21 protein-coding genes are annotated in these 26,658 nt (G+C 71.2%); 4 read left to right on the top strand and 17 right to left on the bottom strand.

Going from position 1 to position 26,658, the window contains the following annotated elements; translation table 11 throughout:
* Nucleotides 1-182 precede the first annotated feature (182 nt).
* The 5 genes from ABZ948_RS37665 to ABZ948_RS37645 form a co-directional block, all read right to left on the bottom strand.
* Complete coding sequence (locus tag ABZ948_RS37665; RefSeq protein ID WP_037757022.1) at nucleotides 183-1,022, bottom strand: carbohydrate ABC transporter permease; 840 nt, start codon at nucleotides 1,020-1,022, stop codon at nucleotides 183-185.
* Entirely contained in the window at nucleotides 1,019-2,383 is a 1,365-nt protein-coding gene (locus ABZ948_RS37660) for an ABC transporter permease (RefSeq protein WP_359767417.1), read from the bottom strand. The genes ABZ948_RS37665 and ABZ948_RS37660 overlap by 4 nt, the downstream gene beginning before the upstream one ends.
* Nucleotides 2,384-2,389: 6 nt before the next feature.
* Nucleotides 2,390-3,715, bottom strand: a complete 1,326-nt coding sequence (locus tag ABZ948_RS37655; protein WP_359767415.1) for an ABC transporter substrate-binding protein — start codon at nucleotides 3,713-3,715, stop codon at nucleotides 2,390-2,392.
* Between the two features lie 37 nt (nucleotides 3,716-3,752).
* On the bottom strand, nucleotides 3,753-5,372 hold the full coding sequence (locus ABZ948_RS37650; protein ID WP_359767413.1) for a glycoside hydrolase family 13 protein: 1,620 nt from the start codon (nucleotides 5,370-5,372) through the stop codon (nucleotides 3,753-3,755).
* Nucleotides 5,373-5,507: 135 nt separating this feature from the next.
* Nucleotides 5,508-6,779: an ABC transporter substrate-binding protein gene (locus tag ABZ948_RS37645; RefSeq protein WP_359767411.1), complete on the bottom strand. Its 1,272-nt coding sequence runs from the start codon at nucleotides 6,777-6,779 to the stop codon at nucleotides 5,508-5,510.
* A 121-nt stretch (nucleotides 6,780-6,900) separates the two neighbouring features.
* On the opposite strand from ABZ948_RS37645, the gene ABZ948_RS37640 reads away from it, so the two are divergent.
* The 3 genes from ABZ948_RS37640 to ABZ948_RS37630 are packed head-to-tail and all read left to right on the top strand — an operon-like array spanning nucleotide 6,901 to nucleotide 10,490.
* The gene (locus tag ABZ948_RS37640) at nucleotides 6,901-7,416 is read left to right on the top strand and encodes a PadR family transcriptional regulator (protein ID WP_114251383.1); all 516 of its coding nucleotides are present in this window, start codon (nucleotides 6,901-6,903) and stop codon (nucleotides 7,414-7,416) included.
* Nucleotides 7,413-8,168, top strand: a complete 756-nt coding sequence (locus tag ABZ948_RS37635; protein WP_359767409.1) for an ABC transporter ATP-binding protein — start codon at nucleotides 7,413-7,415, stop codon at nucleotides 8,166-8,168. Before ABZ948_RS37640 ends, ABZ948_RS37635 begins: the two co-directional genes overlap by 4 nt.
* Before the next feature lie 39 nt (nucleotides 8,169-8,207).
* Entirely contained in the window at nucleotides 8,208-10,490 is a 2,283-nt protein-coding gene (locus tag ABZ948_RS37630) for an ABC transporter permease (RefSeq protein WP_359767407.1), read from the top strand.
* Nucleotides 10,491-10,584: 94 nt separating this feature from the next.
* On the opposite strand, the gene pgi is transcribed toward ABZ948_RS37630, so the two are convergent.
* From pgi to uvrC, 12 genes are all read right to left on the bottom strand, one after another.
* The gene (gene pgi / locus ABZ948_RS37625) at nucleotides 10,585-12,237 is read right to left on the bottom strand and encodes a glucose-6-phosphate isomerase (protein ID WP_359767405.1); all 1,653 of its coding nucleotides are present in this window, start codon (nucleotides 12,235-12,237) and stop codon (nucleotides 10,585-10,587) included.
* A 75-nt stretch (nucleotides 12,238-12,312) separates the two neighbouring features.
* Nucleotides 12,313-13,581, bottom strand: a complete 1,269-nt coding sequence (locus ABZ948_RS37620; RefSeq protein WP_359767404.1) for an MFS transporter — start codon at nucleotides 13,579-13,581, stop codon at nucleotides 12,313-12,315.
* 134 nt (nucleotides 13,582-13,715) lie between these two features.
* Entirely contained in the window at nucleotides 13,716-14,051 is a 336-nt protein-coding gene (locus ABZ948_RS37615; protein WP_078066843.1) for an RNA polymerase-binding protein RbpA, read from the bottom strand.
* A 208-nt stretch (nucleotides 14,052-14,259) separates the two neighbouring features.
* Entirely contained in the window at nucleotides 14,260-14,496 is a 237-nt protein-coding gene (gene secG, locus ABZ948_RS37610) for a preprotein translocase subunit SecG (protein WP_031121198.1), read from the bottom strand.
* 95 nt (nucleotides 14,497-14,591) lie between these two features.
* Nucleotides 14,592-15,368, bottom strand: coding sequence for a triose-phosphate isomerase (gene tpiA / locus ABZ948_RS37605; RefSeq protein ID WP_359767402.1), 777 nt, complete (start codon nucleotides 15,366-15,368; stop codon nucleotides 14,592-14,594).
* A 6-nt stretch (nucleotides 15,369-15,374) separates the two neighbouring features.
* Nucleotides 15,375-16,586, bottom strand: a complete 1,212-nt coding sequence (locus tag ABZ948_RS37600; RefSeq protein ID WP_359767400.1) for a phosphoglycerate kinase — start codon at nucleotides 16,584-16,586, stop codon at nucleotides 15,375-15,377.
* Nucleotides 16,587-16,726: 140 nt separating this feature from the next.
* Nucleotides 16,727-17,734 carry a type I glyceraldehyde-3-phosphate dehydrogenase gene (gap, locus tag ABZ948_RS37595; RefSeq protein ID WP_031121201.1) on the bottom strand — a complete coding sequence of 336 codons (1,008 nt, stop codon included), beginning with the start codon at nucleotides 17,732-17,734 and terminating at the stop codon, nucleotides 16,727-16,729.
* A gap of 244 nt (nucleotides 17,735-17,978) precedes the next feature.
* A complete protein-coding gene (locus ABZ948_RS37590) occupies nucleotides 17,979-20,933 on the bottom strand; it encodes a M14 family metallopeptidase (RefSeq protein ID WP_359767398.1) in 2,955 nt (984 codons plus the stop codon).
* A 151-nt stretch (nucleotides 20,934-21,084) separates the two neighbouring features.
* Entirely contained in the window at nucleotides 21,085-22,074 is a 990-nt protein-coding gene (gene whiA, locus ABZ948_RS37585; RefSeq protein ID WP_359767397.1) for a DNA-binding protein WhiA, read from the bottom strand.
* Nucleotides 22,065-23,144 (bottom strand): gluconeogenesis factor YvcK family protein, encoded by a 1,080-nt coding sequence (locus tag ABZ948_RS37580; RefSeq protein WP_359767395.1) that lies wholly within the window; start codon nucleotides 23,142-23,144, stop codon nucleotides 22,065-22,067. Before ABZ948_RS37580 ends, whiA begins: the two co-directional genes overlap by 10 nt.
* A complete protein-coding gene (gene rapZ, locus ABZ948_RS37575) occupies nucleotides 23,141-24,100 on the bottom strand; it encodes an RNase adapter RapZ (protein ID WP_359767393.1) in 960 nt (319 codons plus the stop codon). The genes ABZ948_RS37580 and rapZ overlap by 4 nt, the downstream gene beginning before the upstream one ends.
* Entirely contained in the window at nucleotides 24,097-26,172 is a 2,076-nt protein-coding gene (uvrC, locus tag ABZ948_RS37570) for an excinuclease ABC subunit UvrC (RefSeq protein ID WP_359767391.1), read from the bottom strand. Before uvrC ends, rapZ begins: the two co-directional genes overlap by 4 nt.
* Nucleotides 26,173-26,436: 264 nt before the next feature.
* Between uvrC and ABZ948_RS37565 the strand changes: the two genes are divergently transcribed.
* Nucleotides 26,437-26,658, top strand: a 222-nt coding sequence (locus tag ABZ948_RS37565; RefSeq protein WP_359767420.1) for a hypothetical protein, incomplete at its 3' end; no start/stop codon positions are given.

Here is a 26,658-nt window from a genome sequence, read left to right as displayed (position 1 = left end):
GGCCTGAAGCGGGGGCCACCGGGGGGCCGCACAAGTGTCGCCCCAGGCCGCCGATGCCCACCCACCGCCCGAAACTGCCCTTGCATGGGGCAACTCGCGAGTCCGGCCTCCTGGCCGACCACTTCGGGTGGCGGGTGGGCGAAGGTTGGGGGTCCAGGAGGCGGAGCCCCCTGGTACAGCGGCTACTTGACCGACCCCGCCATCACGCCCTGCACAAAGTGCTTCTGGAACGCGAAGAACACGACGACAGGGACGACCAGGGACACGAACGCCCCGGGCGCCAGGACGTCGATGTTGCTGCCGAACTGGCGTATCTGGGACTGGAGTTCCACAGTGAGGGGCTGCGACGCGCTGTCCGCGAACAGCAGCGCCACCAGCATGTCGTTCCACACCCACAGGAACTGGAAGATGGCCAGGGAGGCGATGGCCGGCCGCCCCACGGGCAGGACGAGCCGCGTGAAGATGCGCCACTCGCTGCCGCCGTCCATCCGGGCCGCCTCCAGCATCTCCTTCGGCATCTCGGCGAAGTAGTTCCGCAGCAGGAACACCGCGAACGGCAGGCCGTAGGCCACATGGAAGAGCACGACTCCGGGGATCGTGCCGAACAGGCCCAGCTGTCCGAACAGTTTGGCCACCGGCAGCAGACCGATCTGCACGGGCACCACCAGCAGCGCGACCACGACCAGGAAGATCGCCTCCCGCCCGGGGAAGTCCAGCCACGCGAAGGCGTACCCCGCGAGCGCCGCGACGACCACGACCAGCACCGTCGTCGGCACCGAGATCAGCACCGTGTTCCAGAACGCCTGCGTGATGCCGGCGTTCCCCAGCAGCGAGGAGTAGTTGTCGAAGGACAGCTGCCCGGGGCTGGTGAACACCGTCCACCAGCCGCCCTTCGCCGTGTCCTCGGCGGACCGCAGCGAGGACAGGAACAGTCCGGCCAGCGGGGTCATCCACACCAGCCCCACCACCACGAGGAAGGCCTGGACGACTCCGTTGCCCAGCCCGCGCCGCACCGCGTTCATCGCTGACTCCTTCGGAAACGCCGGACGTTGAACACCATGGCCGGGACCACCAGCAGCAGGAGCAGCACACCGAGCGCGCTGCCGAGGCCCTGGTTGTTGCCGCCGCCGAACGACACCAGCCACATCTGCGTCGCGAGGACGGTCGCGTCCTCCTGCACGGGCCCGGGCGCGATGATGTAGACGAGGTCGAAGACCTTCATCACATTGATGACGAGGGTGACGAAGACGACCGTGAGGACCGGGGCCAGCAGTGGGACCGTGATGCGGCGGAAGATCTGCCACTCGTTGGCGCCGTCCATCCGGGCCGCCTCCAGCGCGTCCCGGGGCAGCGTCGACAGGCCCGCCCCGATCAGCACCATCGCGAAGCCGGTCCAGATCCACAGGTAGGCACCGATGATCGCCGGGGTGACCAGCGCCGGTCCCAGCCAGGAGACACCCTCGTAGGGTGGGGCGAAGTTGGACGCCGGCAGCTTCACCGCGTAGGAGCCGGGTTCCAGGCCCTCGAAGCGGAAGGCACCGTCGGCGGCGGTGGTCGTCGTGGCGACCGGCTTGCCGTCGCGGACCGCCTCGACCTTCATTCCGGGCAGTCCGCTCTCCCGCGCGTCGACCTTGCCCTGCTCCCCTCCCCCGCCGGGGGTGAAGTCCAGGTAGACGACACCGCGCAGTTCGCCGGGGCCGGCCTTCCGCCCTGCCGCCCCGGACGCGGGCCGGGCGTCGCCGGGCAGGTCGCCGGGCTGCACGCCGACCAGGCCCAGCGTCATCGCGTCCCCGGGCGAGACCGAGGCGCTCGTGCGGTACGAGCCGTCCTTCTCCTTCGTCAGGCCCTGGCCGTCACGCGCCCGGGCCGTCGGGTAGGAGGACTCGGCCTCGAAGGCGTCGTGGACCGAGACGACCGCGGCGTTCAGCACGCCCTTGTCGGGGTCCTCGTCGTAGGCGAGGCGGAAGATGATGCCGGCGGCGAGGAAGGAGACCGCCATCGGCATGAAGAGGAGCAGTTTGAAGGCGGTGGCCCAGCGGACCTTCTCCACCAGGACGGCCAGGATCAGGCCGAGGCCGGTGAGCAGGGCCGGGGCCACGACGACCCAGATGGCCGTGTTGCGCACGGCCTTGAGGGTCGCCGGGTCGCGGAACATCTCGGTGTAGTTGTCGCCGCCGACGAACGTCGTCCCGGAGGCGTCGAAGAAGCTCCGGCCGACGCTGAACAGCACGGGGTAGACGACGAGCGCGCCGAGCAGCAGCAGCGCCGGGAAGACGAACAGCAGGGCGACGATCTTCCCGCGCCGCCGCAGCCGCCGGGTGCGGTCGGCGACCGGGCCGGGCGGCGCCGGCGGGCTCGTCTCTTTCACGAGGGTGGCAGTCATGGCGTATCAGTCCTGGTACGCCTTGGCCGCCGCGGCCTCCAGCTTCGCCGCGGTGCCCTTCGGGTCGGACGGGTCGCGCAGGAAGTCCTGGAGCAGCTTCCACTCGCCGGCGCCCTTGGTGCCGCCGAAGGCCGCGGGGGCCTGGTCGGACATGTCGAAGCGGACCGAGTCACCGGCCTCGACCAGGGACTCGGCGGTGGCGCGGGTGACGTCGTCGCCGTAGGAGGCGAGGTCGAGCTTCTTGTTCGGGGAGAGGAAACCGCCGGCCTCGGCCCACACCGCGGAGGCCTCCGGGGTGGCCAGGTACTCCAGGAGCGCCTGGGCGGCCTTCTGGTTCTTGCCGTCCTTGAGGACGACGGCGGCGTCACCGCCACTGACGACGGGGGCCTCGCCGCCGCCGACCGCCGGGAACGGGAAGAAGTTCGCGTCCTCGCCGACCTTCTTGCCGAACTGGTCCTTGGCGACACCGGCGACGAAGTCGCCCTCGTAGACCATGCCCGCCTCGGGCTCCGGCCCGAACACCTTCTCCACCGAGCCGGGGAAGTCGGTGTTCAGCGCGCCCTTCTGGCCGCCCGCGATGAGCTGCTTGTCCTTGAAGAGCTTGCCGAGGGTGGTGAGGGCGTCGACGACGGACGGGTCGGTCCACTTCAGCTTGTGCGCGGCGAGGGCGTCGTACTTCTCGGGTCCGGCCTGGGAGAGGTAGACGTTCTCGAACCAGTCGGTGAGGGTCCAGCCGTCCTGTCCGGCGACGGAGAACGCGGCGAGCCCGGAGTCGGAGACGGTCTGCCCGGCCTTGAGCATCTCGTCGTAGGTCTTCGGGGGCTTCACCCCGGCCTGGGCGAGGGCGTCGGGGCTGTACCAGACCGTCGACTTGTGGGCGGCCTTGAAGTACAGGCCGTACAGGGTGCCGTCGACGCTGCCGTAGTCCTTCCACACGGGGGCGTAGCCCGCGTCGACGGCCTGCTCGGTCTTCTTCGACAGCGGCTTGAGCCAGCCCTTCTGCGCGAACTGCTTGAGCACACCGACTTGCGGGACCATCACGACGTCGGGGGCGTTGCCGCCCTCGATCTTGCTGCCGACGACGGTGGAGACGTTGTCGCCGGTGGAGGTGAACTGCGTCTTGGCGCCGGTCTTCTCGGTGAAGGCGTCCAGGACCTTCTGGAAGTTCTTCTGCTCGGTGCCGGACCAGACGCCGGCGACGGTGACGGTCTGGCCGTCGAGGGCCTTGTCGCCGCCGCCGGCCGTGACCGGGCCGCCGCCGCAGGCGGTCGCGCCGAGCGCCAGGACGAGAGCGGTGCAGCCGGTGAGCAGGGTGGTACGTCGTCGCATCATCGTTGATGTCCCTTCGGGGAGTTGACTTGCGGGGCGTTCAGGAACGGATCCACCAGGCGGCCGTCGAGCCGGAGAGGACTCCGGGCGGACAGGGGCCGCTGGCGAGCAGCGGGGTGCCGGGGACCGGCGCGGGGGTGGGGGCGGTGCCGAAGTTGACGGCGCACACCAGGTCGCCGCGCTCGAAGGCGAGGACGCCGGGCGGGGTGTCGAGCCAGCTCAGGGTGCCTTCGCCCAACTGGGGCAGTGCGGCGCGCAGTTGGAGGCCGTCGCGGTACAGGTGCCAGAAGGAGCGGGTGTCGGCGAGGGCGCGGTCGGTGGCGTACTCGGCGAAGTACTCGGGCTGCGGCAGCCACGGCTTGGCGCTCTCCGCGCCCGGGGTGAAGCCGAACGGCGAGGCCTGGCCCGACCAGGGCAGCGGCACCCGGCAGCCGTCACGGATGCGGGCCCTGCTTCCGGTGCGGCGGAAGATCGGGTCGGTGAGCACGTCGTCCGGCAGGTCCACGACCTCCGGCAGCCCGAGCTCCTCGCCCTGGTAGATGTAGGCGGCTCCGGGCAGGGCCAGCATCAGCAGGGCGGCGGCGCGGGCCCGGGCGGCGCCGAGGCCGCTGCCCTCGGTGGCGGGTTCGCCGTAGCGGGTGACGGTGCGGACCTGGTCGTGGTTGTTGAGGACCCAGGTGACCGTGGAGCCGGTGCCGGCGATGTCCTGCATGGCCTCGGAGATGACCTTGCGGAAGGCGTCCGGGTCCCAGGGTGCGCTGAGCAGGTCGAAGAAGAAGGCCTGGTGCAGTTCGTCGGGGCGGACGTACTGGGCGTGCTCGCGGGCGGTGGGGACGGAGACCTCGCCGACGAGGAGGCGTTCGCGGCCGTCGCGCTCGGTGTACTCCTCGCAGGTGGAGCGCCAGCGGCGCCACACGTCGTGGACCTCGGGCTGGTTCCAGGCGAGCGGGTTGACCGAGTCGCGGGTGCGGGCGTCGGCCTCCGGGTCGTCGGAGTCGGGCAGCTCGGGGTGCTTGTAGAGGCCGGCGGCGACGTCGATGCGGAAGCCGTCGATGCCCCGGTCGAGCCAGAAGCGCAGGATCCGGTCGAACTCGGCGCCGATCTCGGGGTTGCGCCAGTTCCAGTCGGGCTGCTCGGGGGCGAACATGTGCAGGTACCACTGGCCGGGCCGGCCGTCGGGCTCGGTGATCCGGGTCCAGGCGGGGCCGCCGAACATGGAGTGCCAGTTGTTGGGCGGCTCGGAGCCGTCGGCTCCCCGGCCGTCGGCGAAGTGGAAGCGGGCCCGGGCCGGGCTGCCGGGGGCGGCGGCGAGGGCCTCGCGGAACCAGGGGTGCTCGCTGGAGCAGTGGTTCGGGACGATGTCGAGCAGCACCTTGATGCCGAGCCGCCGCGCGGAGCCCACCAGCAGATCGAACTCGCCGAGGTCGCCGAAGAGCGGGTCGACGTCGCAGTAGTCGGCCACGTCGTAACCGTGGTCGTGCTGCGGCGAGGGATAGAAGGGGCTCAGCCAGATCCCGTCGACGCCGAGCTTCTTGAGGTAGGGCAGCCCCGCGCGGACCCCGGCGAGATCTCCGATGCCGTCGCCGGTGCTGTCCAGGAAGCTGCGGACATACACCTGATAGATCACGGCGTCGCGCCACCAGTGGTACTTACTCAACATGCATGCATGTTAGGTAGGCGTGTCGCAGGGGTGTCAATGAAAAGAACAGCGGTTACTGGCAAGTTGGGTCGCCAAATACGGACCTACCGGGTCAATCGCATGACAGATGAGACGTCGCCGTTACTTAACAAGTAACTAGCGGCTGGAGATGGCCGCCAGCTCCCGCGCCAGACGCCGCACCGCCGCCTCGGGCGTCTGCCGCCCGGCCATCGCGTCGTGCACGACCGCCTGCACGGCCAGACTGACCTGGTCGTAGCGCGGGCTCTTGGGGCGCGGCGCGGCGGACAGCACGCTCTGACGCAGGGTCGGCAGGTAGGGGAACCGGCGGATCAGCTCCGGGTCCTCGTAGAGATCGGCCCGCACGGGCGGCAGCGCGCCCCGCGTGAGGACCTGGCGCTGCACGCGCTCACTGGTGAGGTACGCGATCAGCCGGGCGGCCGAGTCGGGGTGCCGGGCGTGCGCGCTGACGGCCAGGTTGGAGCCGCCGAGGACGCTCGTCCCCGGCCCGTCGGGCCCGGGCAGGGGTACGGCGCCGACCTTCCCGGCGACCCTCGACCCAGGGGCGGAGGCGCCGACGTAGGCGTACGGCCAGTTCCGCAGGAAGAGCAGCCGGCCGTCCTGGAAGGCCTGCTTGGACTCCTCCTCCTTGTACGTCAGGGCCTCCCGCGGGATCCAGCCCTCGCGTACCCCTCGCGCCAGGAAGCCGATGCCCTCGCGGGCCGCCGCCGAGTCGACGGTGACGCGTGCGCCCTCGTCGCCGAGGATCGAGCCGCCCGCCGAGTAGACGGCCTCGGCCGCGTTGACGGTGAGGCCCTCGTAGGGCAGGAACTGTCCGGCGTACCCGTCGAGGCCATGCTTCGGGGCGAGGGTCTTCGCGTACCGCTCCAGCTCCGCCCAGGTGCGCGGCGGCTCGACGCCCTCCTTCGCCAGGACGTCCTTGCGGTAGAGGAGCAGTCCGGCGTTGGTGACGTACGGGACGGCGTAGAGCTGCCCGTCGTAGGTCGCCGTGTCCACGACGGGCTGGAGGAAGGTCTTCAGCGGGAAGCGGTCGCGCGGCAGCGGCCTGATCCACCCGGCGGCGGCGAACTCCGAGGTCCAGTTGACGTCGATGTTGAGCACGTCGAACCGGCTGCGGTCCCGGTCGCGCAGGTCGGTGACCATCTGCGCCTGGGTCTCGTCGGCCGAGTCGGGCAGCTCGACGAGCGTGACCTTCTCGCCGGGATGGGTGCGGTTCCAGCCCTCCAGCAGGGGGCCGAGGTAGCCGGTGAGGTCCCCGGCGGTGGCCAGGGTGAGCGGTCCGCGACCGCCCTTAGGCGGCTCTCCGGCCTGCGCTCCGGCGGCGACGTGACCGGTCAGGACCACGACGAGAACGAGAAGGCCCCTACCCGCGGCATGGATCCACCGCATAGGTTCCTCCCTGTACACCGGCGACGGGCACCCTTGCCCGGAACAGAGGCCATGTATACCCGTTAGGTATGGGCGATACTAGGGCCTGGAGCACATTGGACCGGACAGGAGGACTGCACGCGTGCGCCTGCCCCTCCTGGCACTCCTCGCCCGCGGACCCGCCCACGGCTACGAGCTCAAGCAGGACCTTGAGCAACTGCTGGGCTCCGCGTACCCTCAGCCGAACGTCGGCCAGATCTATGTGACCCTCGGCCGCCTCGAGAAGTCGGGACTGATCGAGGGCGAGGACGTGGCGCAGTCCAGCCGGCCCAACAAAAAGGTCTACCACCTCACCGACGCCGGGCGGGAGGCGCTGCGCGCCTGGTTCGAGGAGCCCGAGGACGAGCCGCGGGTACGGGACGAGTTCTTCATGAAGCTGGCGCTCGCCCCGCAGACCGGCCTCGCCGACCAGATCTCCCTGATCAACCAGCAGCGGCGCCAGTACCTGAACACCATGCGGCAGCTGTCGAAGCTGGCCGCCGCCGAAGACCGCGACAACCGCATCGCCCACCTGCTGATCGAGGGCGCGATGCTGCACCTGCAGGCCGACCTCGACTGGCTGGAGCGGTGCCAGGAAGAGCTGGAGGAGCTGGAGTGAGCGACGACCGTCCCGCTCCTGTGCTGCGCGCCGAGGGGCTGGTGAAGACGCACCACGGCGAGGGCGCGCCCGCCCATGCCGTGCGCGGGGTCGACCTGTGCGTGCGGCAGGGCGAGTTCGTGGCGATCACCGGCCCGTCCGGCGCCGGCAAGTCGACGCTGCTGCACCTGCTCGGCGGGCTCCAGCGGCCGGACGCCGGCAGCATCTGGCTCGACGGCGAGCCGACCGACTCCTACAGCGAGGCCCGCTGGGCGGTGGAGCGCAGGAAGCGGATCGGGATCGTCTTCCAGTTCTTCAACCTCGTGTCCAACCTGTCCGTCGCCGACAACGTCGAGCTGCCGGCGCTGCTGGCCGGGGTCCCGCCGAAGCAGGCGCGGGCCGAGCGGGAGCAGCTGCTGGCCGAGCTGGGCCTGACCGGCAAGGAGCGCAGCATGCCGGGCGAGCTGTCCGGCGGCGAGCAGCAGCGCGTGGCCCTCGCCCGGGCCCTGGTCAACCACCCGCCGCTGCTGCTCGCCGACGAACCCGCGGGCAGCCTCGACAGCAAGGGCACCCGCGAGGTGATGCGGCTGCTGACCCGCTTCCACCAGCGCGGCCAGACGATCCTGCTGGTCACGCACGACGCCCGGCTGGCGAGTGCCGCGGACCGGGTGATCAGCTTCTTCGACGGCCGGATCGCCGACGACGCGGCCCTCGACGGCGGCACCCCGCCGCGCCGGGCCGGGATATCCGGCGTGCTGGAGCTCAGGGACTGACATGCGCGTGTACGACGATCCCCGGAGGGGCTGACCCGTATGCGAGCCACCCTGCGCTGGGCCCACTCCGATCTGCGCACGCACCGCGGCGAGGCGCTGTTCCTCGTCCTCGCCACCGCGGGCATCGTCGCCTCGCTGCTGCTGGCCACGGCCCTGTTCGGGTACGCCACCAACCCCTGGCAGCGCGTCTTCACGCAGTCGCACGGCGCCCACGTCTGGCTGCACACCGACACCGCCGCCGACACCGGCAGGCTGGCCGGGCTGGACGGCGTCGACGCCGTCGCCGGCCCCTACCCCACCGCCTCCGCCACCGTCTCCTCGCGCGGCAGCCGTGCCTCCGTCGAACTGCGCGGCACCCCGGAACGGCCCTCCGTCGGCCGCCCCCCGATCGTCTCCGGCCACTGGCTGGACCCCGCGACCCCGAACGGCGTGGTCCTGGAGAGCCGCCTGGCCCGCGCCCTGCTCGCCGAGCCCGGCGACACCCTCACCGTGACCGGCACCGCCCGCGAGCTGACCGTCGTCGGCCTCGCCGACAGCGCCGAGCCGCGCTACCGGCCCGGTGAGCAGCCAGGACTGGTGTGGGCGCTGCCGTCGGCCGTGCCGGATCCCGGCGGCCAGGTGATCGGGCTGCGGCTGACGGACCCGGGCGACACGTCCTACGCCGTCCAGCGCGCCGTGACCGTGCTGGGCGCCGGGGCGATCGGCGAGGTGTCGACGTGGCAGCAGGCCCGGGCCGAGGCGCAGGGCGACAACCGGCTGCTCGGCCAGGTGCTCGGCCTGTTCGGGCTGGGCGCGCTGGTCGCCGCCGGGCTCGCCGTGCACGGCGCCATCAGCACCCGCATCCGCGGCCACCTCCGTGACCTCTCGGTGCTGAAGGCGATCGGCTTCACCCCCGGTCAGGTCGTCCGCGTCTTCCTCCTCCAGCACCTCGCCTACGCCCTGCTGGGTGCCGTGGCCGCCGCCGCGCTCGCCGAGGCCCTCGGCAGCCGGATTCCCGGACGGTTCGGGGACGCGGTCGGGGTGTGGCAGGGGCTGCCCGGACACACTGTCGCGCTGCTCGTGATCCCGGTGGGCGCGGTGCTGTTCATCGGCGCCACCACCGGGCTGGCCGCCTGGCGGGCGGGGCGCGTGCCGCCGGTGCCGGTGCCGAGGCCCGCCGCGATCCCGGGCGGGCGCCTGTCCGGCGTGGCCCGCCGGGCCCTGGGCGTGCGGATCCCGCCCGCGCTGGTGCTGGGCTGGCACAAGGCGTTCACCCGCCGCCCCCGGTCCCTGGCCACGGTCGCCCGCCTCACGCTGCCGCTGCTGCTGATCGTCGTGGCGATGAGCGCCTGGACCACCATCGACCGCTTCCACAGCAGGCCCGAGCAGATCGGCCTGCCCACCACGCTCAGCGTCCGCGCCGACACCGACCTCACCGACCGGGAGGCCCGCACCCTCCTGGAACGCGACCCGCAGGTGACCGCCGCCTACCCGGGCGTCGAGACGGCCGCCCTGGTCCCGGGCCAGACGGCGACCATCGCCCTGCGCGGCCTCGGCACCCGCCAGGACCCCTACCCGTACACCCTCGCCGAGGGCCGCCCCGCCCGCGGCGCCGACGAGGCCGTGGCCGGACAGGGGCTGCTCGACCTGCTGGACGTGCGCGTCGGCGACTGGGTGCGGATGACCGTCGGGGACCAGCCGCAGATCCTGCACATCGTGGGCCGCAGCATCGAGCCGGAGAACGCCGGCCGGGTCATCTCCACGTCCCTCGACACCCTCCGCGCCAACGACCCCGGGCTCCGCCCGACCCTGTACGAACTGCGCCTGGACCGCGGTGCCGACCCGCGGGAGGTCGCCGACCGGCTGGCCACGGCCGGACGCGGCCACCTGGACGTGCACACCGTGACGAACCCCGCCGACGGGCTCTCCCCGCTGCGCGCGGTCGTCGCCGGACTCGTCGCCGTGCTGGCGTTGATCGGCCTGATCGAGCTGCTGACCGCGATCGGCGGCACGGTCCGCGAGAGCGAACGGGACCTGCTCGCGCTGAAGGCCATCGGCCTGTCGCCCCGGCAGATCACGGCGATCACCGTGACGGCCACCGGCCTCACCGCTCTCGCGGCCGTGCTCGCCGCGACCGCTCTGGGCCTGCCGCTGGCCCACTGGCTGATCGACGCCCAGGGCAGATCCAGCGGCATCGGCGCCGGCATCGCCCAGGGCCCGTCCGCCCCGCTCGTGCTGCTGCTCGGGGCGGCGGCCGTCCTGTGCGCGGCGGCCCTCGCCGCCGTACCCGCCGCCCGGGCGGCACGACGGCGACTGGCGGACACGCTGAGCGCGGTGGCCTGACACCGCGTCCGACGAGGGCGAACGGCAACTCCCCTCGGCCGGGCGGGAAACGCACGACGTGCCTCCCGCCCGGCGGCCTACCGCCCCGGGGTCGTCACTGCCGGCCGCGCAGCTCCCGGTACGTGGCGACCAGTGCCTTCGTGGAGGCGTCCAGGCCCTCGACCTCGGCGCCCTCCGTCAGCGCGGGCTCGACGCGCTTGGCGAGGACCTTGCCCAGCTCCACGCCCCACTGGTCGAAGGAGTCGATGTTCCACACCGCCCCCTGCACGAACACCTTGTGCTCGTAGAGGGCGACCAGCTGTCCCAGGACGGACGGCGTCAGCTCGGGCGCCAGGATCGTCGTCGTGGGGTGGTTGCCCTGGAACGTCTTGTGCGGCACCAGATCCTCCGGCACGCCCTCGGCCCGCACCTCCTCGGGCGTCTTGCCGAAGGCGAGCGCCTGCGTCTGGGCGAAGAAGTTGGCCATCAGCAGGTCGTGCTGCGCCTTCAGCTCGTCGCTCAACTCGGCGACCGGACGCGCGAAGCCGATGAAGTCCGCCGGGATCAGCTTCGTGCCCTGGTGGATGAGCTGGTAGTAGGCGTGCTGCCCGTTGGTGCCCGGCGTGCCCCACACCACCGGCCCGGTCTGCCACTCCACCTCTCGCCCGTCCCGGTCGACGTACTTGCCGTTGGACTCCATGTCGAGCTGCTGGAGGTAGGCCGTGAACTTGGACAGGTAGTGGCTGTACGGCAGCACCGCGTGCGACTGGGCGTCGTGGAAGTTGCCGTACCAGATGCCCAGCAGGCCCAGCAGCAGCGGCACGTTGGACTCGGCGGGCGCCGTCCGGAAGTGCTCGTCGACGATGCGGAAGCCGTCGAGCATCTCCCGGAAGCGGTCCGGGCCGATCGCGATCATCAGGGACAGGCCGATCGCGGAGTCGTAGGAGTAGCGGCCGCCGACCCAGTCCCAGAACTCGAACATGTTGGCCGTGTCGATGCCGAACTCGGCGACCTTCTCCGCGTTCGTCGACAGGGCGACGAAGTGCCGGGCCACGGCGGCCTCGTCACCGAGCGCGGCCAGCAGCCAGGAACGCGCGGAGGTGGCGTTGGTGACCGTCTCGATGGTGGTGAAGGTCTTGGAGGCGATGATGAACAGGGTCTCCGCCGGGTCCAGGTCCCGGACCGCCTCGTGCAGGTCGGCGCCGTCCACGTTCGACACGAAACGCAGGGTCAGGGAGCGGTCCGTGAAGGCGCGCAGCACCTCGTAGGCCATCGCGGGCCCGAGGTCGGAGCCGCCGATGCCGACGTTGACGACGTTGCGGATCCGCTTGCCGGTGTGGCCGGTCCACTCGCCCGAGCGCACCCGGTCCGCGAAGCCGGCCATCTTGTCGAGCACCGCGTGCACTCCGGGCACCACGTTCTCGCCGTCGACCTCGACGACCGCGTCCCGCGGCGCGCGCAGCGCGGTGTGCAGCACGGCCCGGTTCTCGGTGGTGTTGATCTTCTCGCCCCGGAACATGGCGTCGCGCAGCCCGAACACGTCGGCGGCGGAGGCCAGTTCGCGCAGCAGTCGCAGCGTGTCGTCGGTGACGAGGTGCTTGGAGTAGTCGATGTACAGGTCGCCGACCCGCAGGGTGTACGCGGTGCCGCGGCCGGCGTCGGCGGCGAACAGCTCGCGCAGCCGGACATCGGCCAGCTCCTCGCGGTGCTTGGCCAGTGCCGTCCACTCGGGCGTCTGGTTGAGCCTGGTACGGCCGTCTGCGTTCATCTCGGACTTCAGCCTCTTTCCTGTCCTGCCTGTGCTGCTGCGTAACCGCCCCGCTGCCGGTCCCAACCTAGTTGATCAGCGGTTGCCGTGGCCTGTCGTCGCCCTGTCCTGCGGCGCAACAACAGGTACGTCCGCACGGCGCGCGGGTATCAGCGCGGTGACGGACAGGACGAAGAAGGCGGCCGCGAGCAGGGCCGGGGTGTTCTCGCCCCAGGCCGTGGCGACGGCTCCGCCCAGCAGTGCGCCGAGGGGCGCGCCCGCGACCGCGAGCGTCCGGTAGGCGGAGCTCACGCGGCCCAGCAGCTCGGCGGGGCTGCGCTGCTGTATCAGCGTGGTGGTGTTGACGTTCCACACCATTCCCATGAACCCGAAGACCGCCAAGGCGGCCACCAGCGCGAGCAGGCTGCGCACCGATCCCATGACGAGGAGCGCGGCGGTCTGCACGCTCCCGGCGACGAGCACCATGCGCATCCGTCCGAAGCGGGCGACGAGCCGGCCGCCGAGGGCCCCGCCGGCCAGGCTGCCTGCCGTGTACGCGGTCATCGCCGCCGCGTATGCCGCGTTGCCCGCGTCGAGCCAGCCGGTCACCAGGACCACGAGGGTGGCGACGAGGGCGCCCATGCCGATGTTGCACAGGGCGGTGGCGGCGCACAGTCCGCGCAGGGCCTTGTCCCGCGTCAGCGCGCGCAGCCCTTCGGCGATCTCCCGGCGCAGTGTGCTGCCCGCCGGTCTCGGCTTCCGGTCGGGCGCGGCGCCCGGCAGCGAGGCGATCAGCGCGGCGGCCACCAGGAAGGTCACGGCGTCGGCCGCGAACGGCACGGCCGCCCCGGCCGCCAGCAGCAGCGGCACGACGGGCCCGCCCAGCAGGCCGCCCGCGATGCGCTGGCCGGTCATCAGCCGGGCGTTGGCGCTGCCGAGCGCGTCCCGGTCGACCAGGGCGGGCAGCAGCGCCGTGGCCGCGTTGTCGAAGAGGGTCTGCAGAGTGGTGAGGGCGAAGGCCAGCGCGATGAGCAGGCCGATCGAGGCGTGGCCGAGGGCGACGGCCACCGCGAACGCGGCGACCAGCAGCCCGCGTAAGGCGTCCACGAGCCACATGGCGCGCCGCTGGTCCACGCGGTCGGCGACGGCCCCGCCGAGCAGGCCGAAGACGATCCAGGGCAGATAGCCGCAGGCCGTGACGGAGGCGATGAGCAGCGGCTCGTCGGTGAGCGTGACGGCCAGCAGGGGCAGCGCGGCCGTGCGCAGCGCGTCACCGAAGCTGGACAGCACGGCGGCACTCCACAGCCGCCCGAAGCCACCGCGCCACGCGGGCGCGCGCACGCTCTCCACCTCGACCGTCGTCACTGCTCCCCCTCACGGTTCGCCCGATGCACAAACCGTAGAGGGCACCACTGACAATCGGTCGGCGAGCGGCCGTCCGGCCGGTGCGTGAAGCAGCTCCGGCCGGGCACCCGCTGGTGCCCGGCCGGTCTCAACTCTTAGATCTCGCCCCGCAGTTTGGCGAGCGCCTCGGCGAGGATCGCCTCGCCGTCCGCGTCGCTGCGCCGCTCCCGCACGTACGCCAGGTGCGTCTTGTAGGGCTCGGTGCGCGGCGGGTCCGGGGGGTTGTCCCGGTCCTGGCCGGCCGGAAAGCCGCAGCGGGGACAGTCCCAGGTGTCGGGCACCTGCGCGTCGCTGGCGAAGCTCGGCTGGGTCTCGTGTCCGTTGGAGCACCAGAAGGAGACGCGCAGCCGGGGCGCGGACTCGCCGCGCTCGGCCTCGCCCATCGGCCCCGCCCCGACCCGGCTTCCCCGGATCGCGTTGCCACTTGCCACGGTCGTAACTCCCTGCGTGATGGTGCCGCGAAGCGAGTCGGCGTTCCGCTTCGCTGCGAGCGCCTCAGTCTACGTAAGGCCCAACGCGCGTCCAGTGATTGGAGTTACAACCCTCACACCTAGACGCAAGCCCCATGATAGGCCGCGCTCAGCTGCGCGTACCGAACATGGGGCCTTACGTGCGGGTTCCGTGCGGATTGCGGCTCGGTCAGTTGTTCACCTTCATCAGGATGCCGAGCACGACAATGCACGCGAACCACAACAGACCGACCACGACGGTGATCCGGTCGAGGTTGCGCTCGGCGACCGAGGAGCCGCCGACGGAGGACTGCATGCCGCCACCGAACATGTCGGAGAGGCCGCCGCCCTTCCCCTTGTGCATCAGCACCAGCAGCATCAGCAGCAGGCTGAAGACGATCAGGGCGATCGAGAACCCCAAAACCACGGCTGGACCAACTTCCTCGGATTCGGATGGACGACGCGGGGCCCAGCACTGTGCTGGACCCCGCAAGGGTACGACGAATCGCCGTTAGCGCATACTCACTGGTCGCGGAAGCGCACGATCTTGACGAACTCGTCGGCGTCCAGGGAGGCGCCGCCGACCAGGGCGCCGTCGATGTCGGCCTGGGCCATGATCTCGGCGACGTTGCCGGACTTCACGGAGCCGCCGTACTGGATGCGGATCTTGTCGGCCACGTCCTGCGTGTACAGCTCGGCGAGCTTGCCGCGGATCGCCGCGCAGACCTCCTGGGCGTCCCCGGCGCCGCAGACCTTGCCGGTGCCGATGGCCCACACGGGCTCGTAGGCGATCACGACGGTCTCGGCCTGCTCGGCGGGGAGGTCCTTCAGGCCGCCCTCGACCTGGGCGAGGGTGTGCGAGACGTGGTTGCCCGCCTCGCGGACCTCCAGCTCCTCGCCGACGCACAGGATGGGGGTCAGGCCGTGCTTGTAGGCTGCCTTGACCTTGGCGTTCACCAGCTCGTCGGTCTCGCCGTGGTACTGGCGGCGCTCGCTGTGGCCGATGGCGACGTACGTGCACTTCAGCTTGGCCAGCATCGGGCCGGAGATCTCGCCGGTGAAGGCACCGCCGTCGTGCGCCGAGATGTCCTGGGCGCCGTACTTGATCTTGAGCTTGTCGCCGTCGACCAGGGTCTGCACGGAGCGCAGGTCGGTGAAGGGCGGCAGGACGGCGACCTCGACGGCCTCGTAGTCCTTGTCGGCCAGGGCGAAGGCGAGCTTCTGGACGTGCGCGATGGCCTCGAGGTGGTTGAGGTTCATCTTCCAGTTGCCCGCCATCAGCGGCGTGCGCGTGCTCATAAAGGGTCAGTCCTCCAGTGCGGCGAGGCCGGGGAGCGTCTTGCCCTCGAGGTATTCGAGGGAGGCGCCGCCTCCGGTCGAGATGTGGCCGAATGCCGACTCGTCGAAGCCCAGGGTGCGCACGGCGGCGGCGGAGTCTCCGCCGCCGACCACGGTGAAGCCCGGGGACTCGATGAGGGCCTGGGCGACCGCCTTGGTGCCCTCGGCGTAGTCGGGGTGCTCGAAGACGCCCATGGGACCGTTCCAGAAGACGGTGGCGGCGTCGGCGAGCTTGGACGCGTACAGCTTGCGGGTCTCGGGCCCGATGTCGAGGCCCTCCTGGTCGGCCGGGATGGCGTCCGCGGCGACGGTCGTGGGGTTGGCCGGGGCCTTGGTCTTCAGGTCCGGGAACTCGGTCGCGACCAGGGCGTCGACGGGCAGGACCAGCTCGACGCCGGTCTTCTCGGCCCGCTCGATGTACTCCTGGACGGCCGGGACCTGGTCCTCCTGCAGGAGGGACTTGCCGACCTCGTAGCCCTTGGCCTTGAGGAAGGTGTAGGCCATGCCGCCGCCGATGAGGATGCGGTCGGCCTTGCCGAGTAGCTGGTCGATGACGGCGAGCTTGTCGGAGACCTTCGCGCCGCCGAGGGCGACGACGTAGGGCCGCTTGACGTCGTCGGTGAGCTTCTTGAGGACGCCGACCTCGTTGGCGATCAGGTAGCCGGCGTAGTGCGGCAGCCGCGCCGGGAGGTCGTACACGGAGGCGTGCTTGCGGTGCACGGCGCCGAAGCCGTCGCTGACGTAGACGTCCGCGAGGGCGGCGAGCCGGTCCGCGAAGGCGGCGCGCTCGGCGTCGTCCTTGCTGGTCTCGCCGGCGTTGAAGCGGAGGTTCTCGACGACGGCGACCCGGCCGTCGGCGAGGCCGGCGACGGTGGCCTCGGCGGACTCGCCGACCGTGTCGGTCGCGAACGCCACGTCGGCGCCGAGCAGCTCACCGAGGCGCGCGGCGGCGGGGGCGAGGGAGAAGACCGGGTCCGGAGCACCCTTGGGGCGGCCCAGGTGGGAGGCGACGACCACGCGGGCGCCCGCCTCGGCCAGCGCCTTGACGGTGGGCAGCACGGCGCGGATGCGGCCGTCGTCGGTGATGGTGGTGCCGTCCAGCGGCACGTTCAGGTCGGCGCGGACGAAGACCCGCTTGCCGGCGACGCCTTCGGAGAGAAGTTCGTCGATCGTCTTCATGAAGGGGACTCCTGGGGAGGGCTCGTGATCGCTCGGAAGCGCTCGGGATCCAACATGATCAGGACGCGAGTCAGGGCTCGGGCGGCGCGTCCCTGCGCCGCCCGAGCCCTGCTCTCACATCGAGGTGCCTGCTCTGGATATCAGAGCTGGTCGCCGACGAAGACCGTGAGGTCGACGAGGCGGTTGGAGTAGCCCCACTCGTTGTCGTACCAGCCGATGACCTTCACGTTCTTGCCCTCCTGGACCATGGTCAGGGAGGAGTCGAAGGTGCAGGACGCCGGGGCGTTGACGATGTCGGAGGAGACGATCGGGTCCTCGGTGTACTCGAGGAGGCCCTTGAGCTCGCCCTCGGCGGCCTTCTGGAAGGCGGCGTTGACCTCTTCCTTGGTGACCTCGCGGCCGAGCTCGACGACCAGGTCGGTGACCGAGCCGGTCGGGACCGGGACGCGCATCGCGATGCCGTCCAGCTTGCCCTTGAGCTGCGGCAGGACCAGCGCGGTGGCCTTGGCGGCACCGGTCGTGGTCGGGATGATGTTCTCGGCGGCGGCACGGGCGCGGCGCAGGTCCTTGTGCGGGAAGTCCAGGATGCGCTGGTCGTTCGTGTACGCGTGCACCGTCGTCATCAGGCCCTTGACGATGCCGAAGTTCTCGTCGAGGACCTTGGCCATCGGCGCCACGCAGTTGGTGGTGCAGGAGGCGTTGGAGATGACGTGGTGGTTCGCCGGGTCGTACTTGTCCTGGTTGACGCCCATCACGATGGTGATGTCCTCGTCCTTGGCCGGAGCCGAGATGAGGACCTTCTTGGCGCCGCCGGCCAGGTGCTTCGCGGCGTCTTCCTTCTTGGTGAAGATGCCGGTCGACTCGATGACGATGTCGACGCCCAGCTCGCCCCACGGGATGTCGGCGGGGTTGCGCTCGGAGAGGACCTTGATGGTCTTGCCGTCGACGGTGATCGTGTCGGCGGTGTGCGAGACCTCCTGCTTGAGGCGGCCCAGGATGGTGTCGTACTTCAGCAGGTGAGCGGTGGTCGCGGTGTCACCCAGGTCGTTGACAGCCACGATCTCGATGTCTGCACCCTGCTCCAGCAGCGCGCGGAAGTAGTTACGACCGATGCGGCCGAAGCCGTTGATGCCTACGCGGATCGTCACGAACCGATCTCCTCGTTGGTACGCCGGCCATGAGGTGCCGGCGAGCTCTGTTTGGGATGTCCCCGACCGACTCCGACCCTACCTCCCTGAGGCCCGGGTGGTGACATCCAGATGCCCCATACACGGCAGGGCGGTCCGTACCGGCCAGTAGGGGTACGGACCGCCCGCCTCCGAGAGCGAGATCACCCGATTTCGCTACGCGGAGTGGTGCCTGTTGACCGGGGGGTTCCCCCCTCCCGGCAGGTCACACGTCCAGTGAGGCGAGGGCCTTCCTCATCAGCGCCGCCCGGTCGGCGGGCGCGGCGACGTGCTCCAGGCCGAAGCCGAGCAGCACGGTGTCGTCCGTGGTGACCGCGCCGTACGTCTGGAACAGGGTCCCGGTGCGGGTCCAGTCCTTGGTGACGGCCGGGCTGCCCGCGGGCGGTCCGGCGACCTTCCAGACGCCGAGCGAGGTCTCGAAGCCCTCGGTCTCCTTCGCCGTGCCGCCGACGACGAGCGAGGCCTCGTCGGCCAGGACGCCGTAACCGCCGGTGCCCGGGTCGGTGACGTAGCTGATCGAGATCTCGACGGTCCGGCCGGCGTAGGCGCTGAGGTCGAAGTCGACCTGCTGCCAGCCGCTGGAGGTGCCGGTGAGGCTGTTCCACGACCCGGTGCTGCCGGTGGCGGTGCAGCCGTCGTCCGACTGCGTCAGGTAGTGCTTCAGCCAGGGGTGCTCGCGGATGTAGAAGCCGCCCTCGCACTCCGCCGGCACCGTGGCCTTGGTGGCGCCGCCCGCCTCGGGCAGGGTCGTCCAGTCGTCGGCGCCCGCGGTGTGGGCCTCGACCAGGACGTTGTCGTAGCCGGGCTCGGTGTCCCACATCAGCCGGCTGCGCAGAGTGGGCCGGTCGGCCGCGGTGACACCGGTGAGGTCGACGGTGCGGGTGAGGCGCTTGTAGGCGTCGTCGGTGTGGACGGCGGCGGCCATCGAGGAGCCCGCGTAGGGGCCGTAGGGGTTGACGGCCCCGGCGAACTGTCCGGCGCCCTCGCTCGCGAACTGCGGGAACTTCTCGACGGGCAGCTCGTCGGAGGTGACGCCGTACCGGCCGGCCTTGTCCAGCGGGTTGCCGGGCGCCGCGGCGAGCGGGCCCGTGAAGCCGCCCAGCTCACCGGAGCCGGTGAAGCCGGTGGCTCCGGCCGCCGAGTTCCGGCTGTAGGCCCCCAGGTAGTACTGGCTGAAGTCGTCGGACGGGGTGCCGTCGCCGAGGTCGACGCTGCCGCCGGCCTGCTCGCCGGCCTCGATCAGCCGGCCGCCCTCGTTGAGGAAGGCGCGCAGTTGCAGCTGCGTGGCGTTCCCGGGGACGCCCGAGCCCGTGTAGTGGACGACGGTGTCGAAGTGGCTCAGCACGCCCAGCGCGTCCGGCGCGCCCCGCTCGGCGACGTCCCAGACGGCTGCCCTGCGGCCGTTGGCCTTGAGCGCGTCGACGTACTTCTGCGCCTGTGTGGCCGCCGCGCCCTCCTCGGCGACGACGAGGGTGTCGGCCCGGGGCCGTTCGGCGACGGTGTAGGTGAAGCGCTCACTGGAGACCTTCTTGCCGTTCCTCGTCTCGCCGGTGAACCACACCTCGACCTTGTCGCCCGGGTCGCCGTCCTTGACCTTGGCCCGGTACTCGTCGAAGTAGAGGTTGTCCTCACCGCCGTAGGTCTCACCGCCCTTCCAGGGCTTGAGCGCCATGTCCTCGGTGCGGCCGCCGTTGACGCGGTACTTCAGCTCCTTGTCGCGCAGCGACTTCCGTGCGACGACGGAGACCTCCTGGTCGGCGCCGCGCGAGTAGGACGTCGGGAACGCCGACGGGGTGAAGTCGGCCGCGCTCAGTCCGACCGACGAGGACGGCCGGTCGGGGTGCGAGGCGGACTCGGCGACGGAGAGCGCGAACGGGACGTTCTTGGCGAACTCCTGCTGGATCAGCTTCTCGTCGTCGGGGAAGGTGAAGATCGACCGGCAGTCGGAGGGCTTCCACTCGTCGTTCGGGTCGACGTTGGAGGCGGCCTGGCAGGTCGACATCTCCGGGGTGAACATCGCCATCCCGTTGACGTTCGCCGCGTGGCCGTCGGCCTCGCCGTTGGTCGTGTACAGCTCGGAGGAGACCTGCGGGCGGTAGCCCGGTACCGCGGAGTTCTCGGGCGTGCCGGCGAGCGCCTCGTACAGGACGTCGTCGGGGGTGGATGTGGCCACCTGCCAGCCGACTCCGTAGAGGATCAGCTGGGCGGCGGAGTGGTAGTTGATGCCGTAGGTGAAGCCGATCCGCCTCTCGAAGGCGTCCAGAGCCCTGGTCTCGGGCTCGGAGTTGGGGCCCGCGCCGCGGTAGGTCTCGCTGGTGGGGTTGGGGGACGAGCCCTCGTTGTCGTAGCCCCACTTGTAGGCGAAGTTGCGGTTGAGGTCGACGCCGTCGCCGGTGGTGATGGTGCCGTCGCCGTTGACGTCCCGCAGGTTCTTGCGCCACATGCGGTTGGCGTCGTCGGCGAAGGTGTGGTCGTAACCGTCGGGGTTGGCCGAGAGGACGAACCACAGTTCGGTGGAGTCGACGATCTTCTTGACGCGCCGGTCCTTCTTGTAGTTGTCCAGGTAGTGGTGCATCAGGCGCCGGGTCATCTCCGGCGTGATCCACTCGCGCGCGTGCTGGTTGGACAGGTAGAGGACGGAGGGCTTGGAGCCGTCCTTCGTCTTCTTCGCGCCCTTGGTGAGCTTCAGCGCGAGGATGTCCTGGCCCCGGACGGTCTTGCCGATGGAGACGACCTTGGTGAGGTCCGGGTTCCGCCCGGCGGTCCGGAGGAGTTCCTCCTTCAGGCCGTTCTCGCCGCTGTACGGGCGGAACACGCCCTCGGCGGCGGCCTCGACACGGGCTTCCGCCTTGGCGGAGAGGTCGTGCTCGGTGAGGTCGACGCCCTGCTCCGCCAGCTTCTTCGCCTGCTGGTCGGTCAGGATGACCTCGATGGTGGCCGTGCCCTTCTCGGGCACCTGCTCGCTGAGTTCGTGGCCGTCCTGGCCGGCCGCGAGCAGCAGGGGTACCTGCTCGTGGGTGACGTCGGCGCGGAAGACCTTGACTTCGTCCGGGTCGGACGGGGGTGTGCGTTCCGGTTGTGCCTGGGCGATGGGCGCGATGCTCGCTCCGCCGATCAGGAGCGCGCCGACAGCGAGGATCGATCTCGCTCTTCGTCTCATGAACCCCCCTAGCGTGGGTTCGCCACAGCAGCGAACAGATGCCAGGCTCATGACAGTCCATGATCGAGTCAAGGGTGCCTCAGCGACACGCGAAAGCCGGTGCCGGTCACCCAAGCGGGCTCCGGCACCGGCTTCTTGACGACGTGTCGCCTCAGCCCACGAGGTTGTCGGCCAGCTCCTCGCTGAGGTTCGCCTCCGTGCCCGGAATGCCGAGGTCGGAGGCGCGCTTGTCGGCCATGGCGAGCAGCCGGCGGATGCGGCCGGCGACGGCGTCCTTGGTCAGCGGCGGGTCGGCGAGCGCGCCCAGCTCCTCCAGGGAGGCCTGCTTGTGCTCCATGCGGAGCCGGCCGGCCGCGGCGAGGTGCTCGGGGACGTCGTCGCCGAGGATCTCCAGGGCGCGCTGCACCCGGGCGCCGGCGGCGACGGCCGCGCGGGCCGAGCGGCGCAGGTTGGCGTCGTCGAAGTTGGCGAGCCGGTTCGCCGTGGCCCGCACCTCGCGGCGCATCCGGCGCTCCTCCCAGGCCAGCACCGACTCGTGGGCGCCGAGACGGGTGAGCAGGGCGCCGATCGCGTCGCCGTCGCGGACGACGACCCGGTCCACGCCGCGCACCTCGCGGGCCTTGGCGGCGATCGCCAGGCGGCGGGCGGCGCCGACCAAGGCGAGCGCGGCCTCGGGACCCGGGCAGGTCACCTCCAGGGAGGAGGAGCGGCCGGGCTCGGTGAGCGAGCCGTGCGCCAGGAACGCGCCACGCCAGGCGGCCTCGGCATCGCAGGTGGCCCCCGAGACCACCTGCGGGGGCAGACCGCGGATCGGGCGGCCCCGCCCGTCGACCAGGCCGGTCTGGCGGGCCAGCTGATCACCGCCGGCGACGACCCGCACCACGTAGCGCGAGCCCCGGCGCAGCCCGCCCGGTGCCATCACGATCAGTTCGGAGCTGTGGCCGAAGATCTCCAGGATGTCCCGCTTGAGGCGGCGGGCCGCCATGGCGGTGTCCAGCTCCGCCTCGATCACGATCCGACCGCTCACCAGGTGGAGGCCGCCGGCGAACCGCAGGATGGCGGAGACCTCCGCCTTTCTGCAGCAGGTCCGGGTGACGGGGAGCCGGGAGATCTCGTCCTTCACCGCTGCCGTCATCGCCATGGGCCGATCCTTCCATGCATCCGAAAAATACGGTCGTACGCGGCGGCCAACAGCTCCGGGTCGTGCCTCGGGGTCCCGTCGGGCCGGGCCACCGGCGCCAGCTCGACCGCGGCCCCGAACCGCTTGGCGGCGTCGGTGAGCAAGTCGCGGTCGGGCACGGCGGCCTCGTCGGCCAGCACCACGTCCAGGGCGAGTTTAGGGGCGTGTCGTCCCAAAACCTCCAAATGACGCTGCGGGGAGAAGCCCTCGGTTTCTCCGGGCTGCGGGGCGAGGTTCAGGGAGAGTACCCGGCGGGCCTTCGTCTGCGTGAGCGCGTCCAGCAGCTCGGGCACCAGCAGGTGCGGGATGACCGAGGAGAACCAGGAGCCGGGGCCGAGCACCACCCAGTCCGCGTCCAGGACGGCCTCGACCGCTTCGGGCACGGCCGGCGGGTCGTTCGGGACCAGGTGCACGGACTGCACCTCGCCCGGGGTGAGGGCGACCGTGGCCTGGCCGCGGACCGTGTCGACCTCGTCCGGGCGGTCCGGGTCGTGGCCCTTGACGAGGGCCTGGAGCTCCAGCGGCACGGCGGACATGGGCAGCACGCGCCCCTGTGCGCCCAGCAGCCGCCCGACCAGGTCGAGCGCCTGGACGTGGTCGCCGAGCTGCTCCCACAGGGCCACGATCAGCAGGTTGCCGACCGCGTGCTCGTGCAGGTCGCCCTTGGACTGGAAGCGGTGCTGGATGACGCGGGCCCAGGTCTGGCCCCAGTCGTCGTCGCCGCACAGCGCGGCCAGCGCCTTGCGCAGGTCGCCGGGCGGCAGCACGCCCAGTTCGTCACGCAGCCGGCCGCTGGAGCCGCCGTCGTCGGCCACGGTGACGACGGCGGTGAGGTCGCCGGTGATCCGGCGCAGGGCGGCGAGCGAGGCGGACAGGCCCATGCCGCCGCCGAGGGCGACGACCTTGGGCTGGGCGCCCCGGCGGCGCGGCCTCGCGCCCCGGGCCTCGGCGGGCCGGCCGCCCTTTCCGCCGGTGTTGCCCTCGGGCATCACCCGGCGCAGCCGGCTCAGCCGCGGAGTACGTCGTGTCATTCGCGTCCCATGTCCCGGTGTACGACCACCGTCTCCACGCCCTCGGCGGCGAGCCGGGCGGCGAGCTTCTCCGACATGGCGACCGAGCGGTGCTTGCCGCCCGTGCAGCCCACGGCGATGGTCACGTAGCGCTTGCCCTCGCGGCGGTAGCCGGTGGCGACGAGCTGCAGCAGCTCGGTGTAGCGGTCGAGGAACTCCTTGGCGCCGGGCTGGTTGAAGACGTAACCGGACACCTCCTCGTTGAGGCCCGTGTACGGGCGCAGCTCCGGGACCCAGTGCGGGTTCGGCAGGAAGCGGCAGTCGACGACGAGGTCGGCGTCGACCGGCAGGCCGTACTTGTAGCCGAAGGACATCACCGTGGCCCGCAGCTCCGGCTCCTCCTCGCCGGCGAACTGGGCGTCCATCTTGGCGCGCAGCTCGTGCACGTTCAGGCTGGAGGTGTCGATCACCAGGTCGGCGTCGCCGCGCAGCTCGCGGAGCAGCTCGCGCTCGGCGTCGATGCCGTCGACGATGCGGCCGTCGCCCTGGAGGGGGTGCGGGCGGCGCACCGACTCGAAGCGGCGCACCAGGGCCTCGTCGGAGGACTCCAGGAAGACGATCCTCCGGGTGACGTTCTTCGCCTCCAGGTCGGCGAGGGACTCGCGGAGGTTGTCGAAGAAGCGGCGGCCGCGGACGTCGACGACGACGGCGATCCGCGCCACGTTGCCCTGGGAGCGGGCGCCGAGCTCCACCATGGTGGGGATCAGCGCGGGCGGCAGGTTGTCGACGACGAACCAGCCAAGGTCCTCCAGGCATTTCGCGGCCGTCGAGCGGCCGGCCCCCGACATGCCGGAGATGATCACCAGCTCGGGGATGGCCGCCTCCGGGACCGGGGCCTTGTCGTTGGGCGTGGCCGTACTCACCTGTGCTCCGTCTCCGGCTTGCTCGTGTTGCCCGTCGTGCTCGTTCACATTCATGTCTCCTGCCCCCGTCGTTCGTCCGGGGCGCCCGTCGTCACGGGCTCCCCACTGGAACCCATGGTGCCGGGTTCCTCTTCCATGATCTCTCCAGTCGCCGTGTTGACGGCGGGTGCGGCCGGGGCCGCCTGGGCGAGGGCCACCGCGATCGTCTCGGCGGTCTTGCGGCCTATGCCCGGGACCTCGCAGATCTGGTCGATGGTGGCGGATCGCAGTTTCTTCAACGAACCGAAGTGCTTCAGAAGTGCCTGCTTGCGCGTCTCCCCGAGGCCGGGGACGTCGTCCAGGGGACTGGAGCGGAAGCGCTTGGACCGCTTGGTGCGCTGGTAGGTGATCGCGAAGCGGTGGGCCTCGTCGCGGACCCGCTGGAGCATGTAGAGGCCCTCGCTGGTGCGGGGCAGGATCACCGGGTCGTCGTCGCCGGGCAGCCAGACCTCCTCCAGGCGCTTGGCGAGGCCGCACACGGCGATGTCGTCGATCCCGAGGTCGTCCAAGGCCCGCTGGGCCGCCGCGACCTGCGGGGCGCCGCCGTCGACGACCACGAGCTGGGGCGGGTAGGCGAACTTCTTGGGGCGGCCGTCGTCCTCGGTGAGGCCGGTCCCGACGATCTCGCCGTTCCTGTCGATCTCAGGGGTCTCGGCGTCCTCCCCGTCGGTCCACTCGCCCGTCTTCTCCTTCTCGGCGAGGTAGCGCCGGAAGCGGCGGGTGATCACCTCGTGCATGGAGCGGACGTCGTCCTGACCCGCGAAGCCCTTGATCTGGAAGCGCCGGTACTCGCTCTTGCGGGCGAGGCCGTCCTCGAAGACGACCATGGACGCGACGACGTCGTCGCCCTGGAGGTGGGAGATGTCGTAGCACTCGATCCTGAGCGGGGCGCTGTCCAGGTCGAGGGCGTCGGCGATCTCCTCCAGCGCGCGCGAGCGCGTGGTGAGGTCGGAGGCGCGCTTGGTCTTGTGCAGCACGAGCGCCTGCTGGGCGTTGCGCTGCACGGTCTCCATGAGCGCCTTCTTGTCGCCGCGCTGCGGGATGCGCAGGGAGACGCCGGAGCCGCGCCGCCCGGCGAGCCACTCCTGGACGGGCTCGACGGGGTCGGGCAGGGCGGGGACGAGGACCTCCTTGGGGACGGCGTCCCCCGTCTCCTCGCCGTACAGCTGCTGCAGGGCGTGCTCCACCAGGGCCCCGGTGGTGATCTCCTCGACCTTGTCGGTGACCCAGCCGCGCTGGCCCCGTACGCGTCCGCCGCGCACGTGGAAGATCTGGACGGCCGCCTCCAGCTCGTCCTCGGCGACCGCGATGAGGTCGGCGTCGGTCGCGTCGGCGAGCACGACCGCGTTCTTCTCCATGGCCTTCTTCAGGGCCTCGATGTCGTCGCGCAGGCGGGCCGCCCGCTCGTACTCCATCTCCTCGGCCGCCTCGCCCATCTGCTTCTCCAGGCGGCGGATGTACGTGTTCGTCCGGCCGGTCATGAAGTCGCAGAACTCGTCGGCCAGTTCGCGGTGCTCCTCGGCGGAGACGCGGTCGACGCAGGGGGCCGAGCACTTGCCGATGTAGCCGAGGAGGCAGGGGCGGCCGGTGCGGGCGGCGTTCTTGAAGACACCGGCCGAGCAGGTGCGCACGGGGAAGACGCGCAGGAGCAGGTCGACCGTGTCGCGGATCGCCCACGCGTGCGCGTACGGCCCGAAGTAGCGCACGCCCTTCTTCTTGTGACCGCGCATCACCTGTACGCGCGGGTACTCCTCGCTCATCGTCACCGCGAGGTACGGGTAGCTCTTGTCGTCGCGGTACTTGACGTTGAACCGGGGGTCGTACTCCTTGATCCAGGAGTACTCCAGCTGGAGCGCCTCGACCTCCGTGGACACCACCGTCCACTCCACGGAGGCGGCCGTGGTGACCATGGAGCGGGTGCGCGGGTGCAGGCCCGCCAGGTCCTGGAAGTAGTTCGCCAGGCGCTGGCGCAGGCTTTTCGCCTTTCCGACGTAGATCACCCGGCGGTGCTCGTCACGGAACCTGTAGACCCCCGGCGAGTCGGGGATCTCACCCGGCTTGGGGCGGTAGCTGGAGGGGTCGGCCATGTCTCACACCCTACTGGCGAGCACCGACAGTCCGGCGGGAGCGCGGGGCACGATCACGGGCTCGGCGGGAGGCAGTTTCCAACGGCATGTCCCGCGCCGGGGTTACGGCGGGCCGGGAGCGGGAATGCAGGCTTCCCACGGGGGACACGGCCACGTCCGGCGGACGGAGGCCGTGTCGTGCAGGCACAGGTTGTCAGTGCGGACCGGCCGCTCCGGCTGCGGAGCGGGCGGGCCACGGGTCGGAGGGCTGCGCAGATGAAGCGGATGCGGATCGAGAAAACCCGGCGGACGGCCCGGGCCCGCCGGTACGCGGACGAGGCGTTCGGGCTGCGCGACGTCCTGGACCCGCGCGACCCCGACATAGTGCGGGCCAAGCGCCTGGCCCTCGAGGTCTTCGCGCCGCTGGACGGCACCGAGGCCCTCGCCGAGCAGGACAAGTTCCAGCCCAGCCTGATCGAGCAGGCCAAGTACGAGGGCAAGACCTAC

It is taken from the genome of Streptomyces olindensis (assembly GCF_040645895.1).
Classification (GTDB): Bacteria; Actinomycetota; Actinomycetes; order Streptomycetales; family Streptomycetaceae; genus Streptomyces; species Streptomyces olindensis.
Note: the sequence above shows the minus strand (reverse complement) of the source record. Positions and strands in the feature narration are given on the sequence as shown.